Here is an 8,463-nt window from a genome sequence, read left to right on the forward strand (position 1 = left end):
CGCCGTTAACGTGAGGGAATGATCCGGTTCGAGCAGGTCACCAAGCGCTACCCGGACGGGACGACGGCCGTGGACGACCTCTCGTTCGAGGTCGCCGAGGGCGAACTCGTCACGCTCGTCGGACCGTCCGGCTGCGGCAAGACGACCACGATGATGATGGTCAACCGGCTGATCGAGCCGACCTCGGGCCGGATCTTCGTGGGCGGCGAGGACATCGCGACCGCCGACCCGGTGCGGCTGCGGCGCCGGATCGGATATGTGATCCAGCAGGTGGGTCTGTTCCCGCACCGGACCGTCCTGGACAACACGGCGACCGTGCCGTCCCTCGTCGGCTGGAAGAAGGCGAAGGCACGGGCGCGAGCCGCCGAGCTGCTCGATCTGGTGGGCCTGGACCCGAAGAAGTACGGGCCGCGCTACCCCCACCAGTTGTCGGGCGGTCAGCGGCAACGGGTGGGGGTGGCACGGGCGCTGGCTGCGGATCCGCCGGTCCTGCTGATGGACGAGCCGTTCGGAGCTGTCGACCCGGTGGTGCGCGAACAGTTGCAGGACGAGTTCCTGCGGATGCAGGCGGCGGTGCGCAAGACGGTGCTGCTGGTCACGCACGACATCGAGGAAGCGGTGCGGCTCGGCGACCGGATCGCGGTGTACGGGCAGGGGCGCATCGAGCAGTTCGACACGCCGGGGGCGGTGCTGGGCATGCCCGCCACGCCGTACGTCGCCGAGTTCGTGGGCGCGGACCGCGGCCTGAAGCGGCTGTCGGTGACGGGGATCGAGCCGGGCGATCTGGAGCAGCCGCCCATCGCCCGACTCGACGAGCCCGCCGAACGGGCGGCGGCACGGCTGCGTGCGGAGGGCGCGCGCTGGGCGGTGGTACTCGACGCGGAGGGCGATCTGCACGGCTGGGCCGGGGCCGACGTACTGGGCGCGGGCGGCCTGGTCCGCGACCATGCGCACCGGATGAACTCCTGGGTTCCGTTGGGCGCTCCGCTGAAGCAGGCGTTCGGGGTGATGCTGCAGCACGACGCGGGGTGGGTGGCGGTGCTGGACGGGGCGCGCTTTCTCGGGGTGCTGACCCCGGCCAAGCTGCACGAGGCGCTTCGCCGGTCGGTGGACGCGGATGCGCGGGGGGTTTCGCGGGGGCAGGTGTCGTTTCGGTCGGTGGCGGACGTATAGGAGTCACGCCGTGAACAGCGAGAGTCACGCCGTGAACAGCGACGCGATCCGCTTCTACGAGCGCAACGGTTGCGCAGCCCGGTCGGTGACGCTGCGGGCCGCCTTGTAAGAGACACTTGGCGACCCCGGCGTGAGAACCGTCCGGCACGTGCACGCGCAACCGGGGCGGCGGACACTGGGCGGCATGAGCCGAGAATCCGGTACCGAGAGGCGGCCGGTCGGGCGTCGTGTCGTGCTGGTCGGTGCGGTCGGGGTGCTGCTCGGGGCCGGTGGCTGCACAAGCGCCCCGCATCGGCGTGCCCGGCGGGGGGCGGCCGTCGGTACGCCGTCCGCGAGCGCGTCCCGTACGGCCCCGTCCTCGCCCGCCGCAGCTCTCCCCCGCACCACACTCTGGCGCCCCACGTCCGCCGAGATCGACCCGGAGGTGAAGCTGCGCGCCGTTCAGCTCATCGAGGCCATCGGGGCCTGGCCGGCCGGGAAGGGCGGCACGGCCGCAGCGAAGGCCCGGGTGGCGGCCCTCCGGCTGCCCACCGGTCCGGTGGACCAGGCGGGGCCGTTGCTGCCGGACGCCGATGCGGCCGTGCTGCAGGTGGTGGACGCCCAGTACGGCGGGATCCTCGCCGACTCATCGAGCGTGCTCGTGGTGTGCCGGCAGTGGACCCGGCGGGGCGGCCGGGTCGCTGCCGGCGGTACGACGGTCGACGTACGGCTGGTGCGGACCCGGTCCGGATGGACCGTCACCGCCCTGACCCCGGCGCACCCCGGCGCCGCGGTCGCCCCACCGTCGGCAGCCGTACGCAGAGTGCTGGCCGACACCGACATCGCACTGCCGCCCGCGGCCGAGGCCGACCTCCGCAGCGGCCGGGTCCACGACAGCGTCCTGAACGCGATGCTGCGGCTGGCGGAGACGTACCGGATGGATGTGAGTGTGGTCCGCTCGGGGCACCCGCTGAACGTCTTCGGCACGAACCGGCCCAGCGACCATCCACGGGGCCGGGCGTTCGACGTCTGGCGGATCGACGGCCGGGCGGTGGTCGACCCGGCAACGCCACGGACTCTGGTCGAGCGCTTCATGCGTGACGCCGCGGCCGCCGGGTCCTACAACGTCGGCGGGCCCATCCAGCTGTCGGGCGGGGCGACGCCCGGCCAGTTCTTCAGCGACAACACCCACCACGACCACGTGCACATCGGTTTCCTCAGTTGAAACAGCCGACGGCGCGTCACGGACCCCTCACTTCAGCAGACCCTTGTCCTGGAGCCACGTGCGGGCCACGTCCTCCGGCAGCCGCCGCCAGCTGTCCACCTGCCGGTTCATCGACGCCAAGTCCTGGGTGGTGAGGGCGGAGTTGACGGCACCGAGCGCCTTGGCGACGCGCTCGCCGCCCGCGCGGGAGCGGTTGACGACCGGGACCACGTAGTCCGCGTTCTGCAGGTGCTTGTCGTCGGCGAGCAGCACCAGCCCGAACTCGTCGAGGGTCGCGTCCGTCGTGGTGGTCAGCACCATCTGGTCCCGCCCGTCCTGGACGGCCCGCTTGGCCTGGGTGGTGCCGACGCCCTTCGGGTCGACTCCGACGACGTCGATGCCGTACGTCTTCTTCAGACCCGGTTCGCAGTACGGTCGTCGGACGCATTCGTCACCGGCCGCGAGCCGTACCTCAAGGCCCGACCGGCCGAGATCGCTGAGCGTCCTGAGGTGGTGCCGAGCGGCGTACGCCCGCGTCACCGCGAAGGCATTCTGGTCGACCGCCCGCCCGGGGTCGAGCACCGTGAGTCCGCGGGGCGTGGCCGACGTCCGCAAGGCCCTCATGGTGGCGGCGAGGTCGGGGGATCCGACGGGCGCGGCCTCGGGGCCGTTGGTCTTGGCGTTGAGCCAGTCCGCGAAGGTGGCCGCGTACTCGGCGACTACATCGATCTGCCCCGATTCCAGGGCGGGTTCATACAGTTCGCGGTTGGCGACGGTGAGTATGGACGTCTTGTAGCCGACCTGGTTCAGCAGCAGCGCGTACATATGTGCGAGCAGATCGCTCTCGGTGAAGCCGGCCGAGCCGACGGTGAGGTGCTTGCTGTTGCCGGGCGGCGCGGTGACCTGGCCACGGGTCTCCAGGGAGGGGCCGGTGGTACAGGCGGCGGCCAGGAGCAGGGCCCCGATCACCGCGTAGGGTCTCATCGCGCGCCCTTGGTCCCGTGCGGGGTCAGCCGCCCGACTGCCTCGAAGATCCCCTCGACGATCAGCGCGAACACGGCCACCAGGACGGCCCCGGCGACGACCTGCGGCGTACTGGCGAGATTGAAGCCCGCGGTGATGATCCGGCCGAGTCCGCCGCCGCCCGCCAGAGCGGCGATCGTCGCGGTCGCCACGAGTTGTACGGCAGCGATCCGGACCCCGTTCAGGACCATCGGGAACGAAAGGGGCAGTTCCACGTGAAACAGTACCTGTCTGCCGGTCATCCCCATGCCCCGCGCCGCCCCCACCACCGCGCGGTCGACCTCGCGCATGCCGACGTACGCGTTGGTCAGCAGCGGCGGCACCGCGAACAGCACGAGGGCGACGACGGTCGGGCCCTCGCCCCATCTGCCGATCGGGGTGAGCAGCAGGAGCACCAGCACCGCGAAGGTGGGGACGGCGCGGCCGACATTGGAGATGTTGACGGCGATCGCACCGCCCTTGCCGAGGTGGCCGAGGACGAGTGCGACCGGCAGTGCGATCGCGCAGCTGATGACCAGACAGACGACCGTCAAGGCGAGGTGCTGCTCCAGTCGGTGCCGGATGCCGTCGTCGCCCGCCCAGTGCGCGGAGTCGGTGAGCCAGTGCCAGGTGTCGGCGAGGGTGTTCATCCGCGGGTCGTCCTCGTCCAGGGGGTGATCAGCAACTGCACGCCGAGCAGCAGCAGATCGGCCACCACCGCGATCACCACGCACAGCAAGGACGCGGTCAGCACCTGTGCCTTGAAATAGGTGTTCATGCCCGCGTAGATCAGGTTCCCCAACCCGCCGTAGCCGACGATCGCCCCGACTGTGACCAGGGAGACCGCCGAGACGGTCGCGATGCGGAGCCCGGCCATGGCGGCCGGCACGGCGAGCGGGAGTTCGACGGTGAGCAGCAGCCGGATGGGGCCGTATCCCATGCCCCGGGCTGCCTGTCGGGTCTCCTCGGGGACGGCGCGCAGGCCTGCGAGGAGGTTCCGCACGAGCAGCGTGAGCGAGTAGAGGACGAGGCCTGCGACGACCAGGGCCCCGGACAGCCCGTACAGAGGCAGGAGCAGCGAGAACATCGCCAAGGAGGGGATCGTGTAGAGGATCGTGGTGACAGCGAGGACCGGACCGGCCGCCCAGCCCCAGCGGCGCGCCAGTACGGCCAGCGGGACGGCGATGGCGAGGCCGATGAGAACGGAGACCACCGTCAGCTGCAGATGCTGGAGCACCGCGTCGAGGAGGATGTGGCGGCGGGTGCGCAGATACTCACCGCAGATCCACTCGTTGCGCGCGAGGCAGTCGTCCGGGGGCGCGGTCACCTGTCCATTGCACCGGCGGGGCGAGGGGACGCGCTCGTTGTGGTGACCCGTCGGGGTGTCACTGGATACCCCCGGCGATGGGGGTTGCCCACGGTGGCGTCGATGGCCGCGACCCGGTGATCCCTATGTGTGCCCGTCCAGCGCCCGCGCCACCACCCTCAGGTCCGACACCAGCCCGGCGTACGCGGCTTCCCGGTCGTCGGCGCGCAGGATCGCCGACGGGTGCACGGTCGCGACGACGTACTGCTCCTCCTCTGTGCCGGGCAGCAAAATCAGGCTCCCCCGGTCCTTGGTCACCCGGAACGAGTCCCCCAGCAGAGCCTTGGCGGCGGTCGCGCCCAGGGCCACCACGACCTCGGGGCCGACCAGCTCCAGCTCCGCGTGCAGCCAGGGCTCGCACGCACTCACCTCGCGCAGGCTGGGCGCCTTGTGGATGCGCCGTTTGCCGCGTTCGGGGACGGTGAACTTGAAGTGCTTGACGGCGTTGGTCACGTAGGCCGTGCCACGGTCGATACCGGCCTCCGCCAGCGCCTTGTCCAAAAGACGGCCGGCCGGGCCGACGAAGGGCTCGCCCTGCCGGTCCTCCTGGTCGCCGGGCTGCTCTCCCACCAGGACCACCCGCGCCGAGGCGTCGCCCCTGCCGAAGACGGTCTGGGTGGCGTTCTCGTACAGGGGGCACCCGTGGCAGTCCGCGGCGGCACGCCGGTACGCGTCGAGTCCCCCGTCCTCGCGCGGCAGGAACGGCGTTGCGTCGTAGGCGCTCGCCCGGGCGTCGTCCGGACCGCTCATGGCTGCTTCACCTCCGGGCCCCCGCTGCTGTGCCCGCCGGTCCCGGAGTACCCCTTCCCCGGCTCGCACACACCTGGTCGAATGGCGACGATGGAAGAAACGCCCGAGTTCGCCGAATGCCACGCCGCCCCGGAGGGGACGATGACCTCGAAATCCCGTCCGGGAAAGAAAGAGCCGGACGCCACCGCCCCCGAAGCGGAGCGGATCTTCCAGTTGGAGGAGGAGGTCGGCCAGCTCAAGGAGGCGGTCACGTCGCACGCGGTCGTGGACCAGGCGATCGGCATGCTCGTCGCCCTCGGCCATGTGACACCCGACCAGGGGTGGGAGGTGCTCCGGGAGGTCTCCCAGCACGCGAACATCAAGCTGCGCAATGTTGCCGAGCTGATAATCATCTGGGGACGCAACGGACAGTTGCCGAACGATATCCGTGTCCTTCTGGAGGACACGCTCGACCGTTACGGTCCTACGCAGCTTCCGGAGAATCCGCCTTCCCGGTGACATGCCCCGCCTTGCGGAAGATTTCCAACCCATAGACCCTCGATTCACTGCGTTGCCCTGGAGGGCCGGGCGTTTCAAATGCCCTCTCGCGGATAGTCCGGAAGGTGGCGGCGCACTGGCCAAACCGTTCCCGGGAGGGTTCGGCAGTGAGCCCACCGCAACGGCCGTCCGGTCGATGAGCGGGCCGGACGGCCGTATGCCGACCGGGCCCTCGACCGGGGCCGTCGGACCTGTCCGGCATCCCGCCGTATCGGACCTGCCGGGATCACGCCGTATCGGACCGGCTGGGATCACGCGATATGGACCGGCCGGGATCACGCGATATCGGCGAGCGCCTCGTCCCGCACACGCGCGCAGCAGCCGCTGAGCAGACGCGAGACGTGCATCTGCGATATGCCGAGCCGACTCGCGATGCGGCTCTGGGTCATGCCGCAGAAGTAGCGCAGGTAGAGGATGGTCCGCTCACGCTCGGGCAGGGACTCCAGACAGGGCTTGGCGGCCTCGCGGTCGATGATCAGGTCGTAGCCGGAGTCGGACTCGCCCAGGGCGTCCCCCAGCGCGTATCCGTCGTCACTGCCCGCCACCTCCGCGTCCAGGGACAGGGCGGTGAAGCTGTCCATGGCCTCCAGCCCCACGCGGACGTCGTCCTCGCTGAGGTGCGTGTGCTCGGCGATCTCGGCGAGGGTGGGGCCCTGTCCGGGAGCCGCCTGGGCGATCTCCTTGACGGCCGTCCGTACCCGGTTGCGCAGGTCCTGGACCCGGCGGGGCACGTGCAACACCCACATGTGGTCGCGGAAGTGCCGTTTGATCTCACCGGTGATGGTGGGGATCGCATAGCTTTCGAACGCGTGCCCGCGTGCCGGGTCGTAGCGGTCGACCGCCTTGACCAGGCCCAGTGCTGCGACCTGACACAGATCCTCGACCGACTCGCCCCGGCCTCGGTAGCGCCTGGCGATGCGTTCGGACATGGGGAGCCACGACTGGACGATCTCGTCGCGCAGCGCCTGCCGTTCGGGGCCGTCGGACAGACCGCGAAGCCGTGCGAAGGCCTCGCCGGTGTCGGGGGCGTCGTCGTGCGGGTGTTGCTTCGATTTGACCGTGATGCCCATGGTGCTGACAACTCCCTCAGGGGGCCGACCGAACAGTCGCCATGGGAGGGCGCACTCACAGAACACACGGGACACACCCGGGATCTGGTGGGCCAGCTCCCACGGAGGTGTGCCTCCTGTCCGAAGCACTTGACAAGGCCTATTCCCGCCTTCCGTGTCGTCAAACAATTTCATCGACAGGTTGACTCCCGGCAATCGCCCGGATTCAAGAGGTGACCCTGGATTCAAGCAGTGACACCGGATTCAAGCAGTGTCACTGTGCGCGAATGCCGGAAATTCCAGGTTCGTGGTCCGTGGTCCGTGTCCTTGGTCCTTGGCCCTTGGTCCTTGGTCCTTGGTCCTTGGAATTCTCCGGCTCATTTCATCGGGCTCAGCCAGATGGTGGCGAGGGGCGGGAGGGTGAGGCGGATGCCATGCCCCGGACCGGGTTCGGGCCTGACCGGGCCGGGGTTGCGGACGTCGCTGCCGCCGTACCGCGCACTGTCGGTGTTCACGAGTTCGTGCCAGGCGGGGACGTCGTCGGGTACGCCCAGGCGGTAGTCGTGGCGGACGACCGGGGAGAAGTTCGATACGGCCAGCAGGGGCGTGCCCTCCGCGTCGTACCGCAGGAACGCGAAGACGTTGTCGTCGGCCGCGTCGCCGACCACCCACTGGAAGCCGGACGGTTCGGTGTCGCGCTGCCACAGGGCGGGGGTGCGGCCGTAGACCGTGTTCAGGTCGCGGACCAGGTCGCGTACGCCCCGGTGGTCGGACTCCGCGCCGTACGCGGGGTCCAGGAGCCACCAGTCGGGACCGCGCTCCTGTGACCACTCCGCCCCCTGCGCGAACTCCTGGCCCATGAAGAGGAGTTGCTTGCCCGGGTGGGCCCACATGAAGCCCAGGTAGGCGCGGTGGTTGGCGCGCTGCTGCCACCAGTCGCCCGGCATCTTCGACACCAGCGACCGCTTGCCGTGCACCACCTCGTCGTGCGAGATCGGCAGCACGTAGTTCTCGCTGTACGCGTACACCATCGAGAACGTCATCTCGTTGTGGTGGTACTTCCGGTGCACGGGGTCCTTGGTCACATAGACCAGCGAGTCGTGCATCCAGCCCATGTTCCACTTCAGACCGAAGCCCAGGCCGCCCTGATCGGTGGACCGGGTGACCCCGTCCCAGGCCGTCGACTCCTCGGCGATCGTGATCACGCCGGGGCAACGGCGGTAGACCGTGGCGTTCATCTCCTGCAGAAAGGCCACCGCGTCCGGGTTGTCGTTCCCCCCGAGCTCGTTCGGCCTCCACTGACCGGGTTCCCGTGAGTAGTCCAGGTAGAGCATGGAGGCCACCGCGTCCACGCGGAGGCCGTCGATGTGGAACTCCTCGCACCAGTACACGGCGTTGGCGAC

General features: G+C 69.9%; 9 protein-coding genes. 3 read left to right on the forward strand and 6 right to left on the reverse strand.

Features of this window, described 5'->3' with window-relative positions; genetic code table 11:
- Window positions 1–18 precede the first annotated feature (18 nt).
- On the forward strand, window positions 19–1,173 hold the full coding sequence (locus ABT186_RS07880) for an ABC transporter ATP-binding protein (protein WP_351924102.1): 1,155 nt from the start codon (window positions 19–21) through the stop codon (window positions 1,171–1,173).
- Window positions 1,174–1,357: 184 nt separating this feature from the next.
- Window positions 1,358–2,377: a hypothetical protein gene (locus ABT186_RS07885; RefSeq protein ID WP_351924104.1), complete on the forward strand. Its 1,020-nt coding sequence runs from the start codon at window positions 1,358–1,360 to the stop codon at window positions 2,375–2,377.
- A gap of 27 nt (window positions 2,378–2,404) precedes the next feature.
- Here ABT186_RS07885 and ABT186_RS07890 read toward each other — a convergent pair whose 3' ends face one another.
- The 4 genes from ABT186_RS07890 to ABT186_RS07905 all read right to left on the reverse strand — a co-directional run bounded on the left by ABT186_RS07890 (window position 2,405) and on the right by ABT186_RS07905 (window position 5,474).
- Entirely contained in the window at window positions 2,405–3,340 is a 936-nt protein-coding gene (locus ABT186_RS07890) for an ABC transporter substrate-binding protein (RefSeq protein WP_351924106.1), read from the reverse strand.
- Window positions 3,337–4,008: an ABC transporter permease gene (locus ABT186_RS07895; protein WP_351237004.1), complete on the reverse strand. Its 672-nt coding sequence runs from the start codon at window positions 4,006–4,008 to the stop codon at window positions 3,337–3,339. Before ABT186_RS07895 ends, ABT186_RS07890 begins: the two co-directional genes overlap by 4 nt.
- Entirely contained in the window at window positions 4,005–4,685 is a 681-nt protein-coding gene (locus ABT186_RS07900) for an ABC transporter permease (RefSeq protein ID WP_351237006.1), read from the reverse strand. Before ABT186_RS07900 ends, ABT186_RS07895 begins: the two co-directional genes overlap by 4 nt.
- A gap of 123 nt (window positions 4,686–4,808) precedes the next feature.
- Complete coding sequence (locus ABT186_RS07905; RefSeq protein WP_351924108.1) at window positions 4,809–5,474, reverse strand: UdgX family uracil-DNA binding protein; 666 nt, start codon at window positions 5,472–5,474, stop codon at window positions 4,809–4,811.
- A 141-nt stretch (window positions 5,475–5,615) separates the two neighbouring features.
- Between ABT186_RS07905 and ABT186_RS07910 the strand changes: the two genes are divergently transcribed.
- Window positions 5,616–5,972, forward strand: coding sequence for an ANTAR domain-containing protein (locus ABT186_RS07910; RefSeq protein WP_351237014.1), 357 nt, complete (start codon window positions 5,616–5,618; stop codon window positions 5,970–5,972).
- A 314-nt stretch (window positions 5,973–6,286) separates the two neighbouring features.
- On the opposite strand, the gene ABT186_RS07915 is transcribed toward ABT186_RS07910, so the two are convergent.
- Together ABT186_RS07915 and glgB are read right to left on the reverse strand one after the other, a co-directional pair.
- Complete coding sequence (locus ABT186_RS07915) at window positions 6,287–7,081, reverse strand: SigB/SigF/SigG family RNA polymerase sigma factor (protein WP_351237010.1); 795 nt, start codon at window positions 7,079–7,081, stop codon at window positions 6,287–6,289.
- Window positions 7,082–7,437: 356 nt separating this feature from the next.
- A partial coding sequence (glgB, locus tag ABT186_RS07920; protein ID WP_351237012.1) for a 1,4-alpha-glucan branching enzyme occupies window positions 7,438–8,463 on the reverse strand: 1,026 nt, incomplete at its 5' end.

This window comes from Streptomyces sp. NPDC001634, assembly GCF_040298185.1.
Lineage (GTDB): Bacteria > Actinomycetota > Actinomycetes > Streptomycetales > Streptomycetaceae > Streptomyces.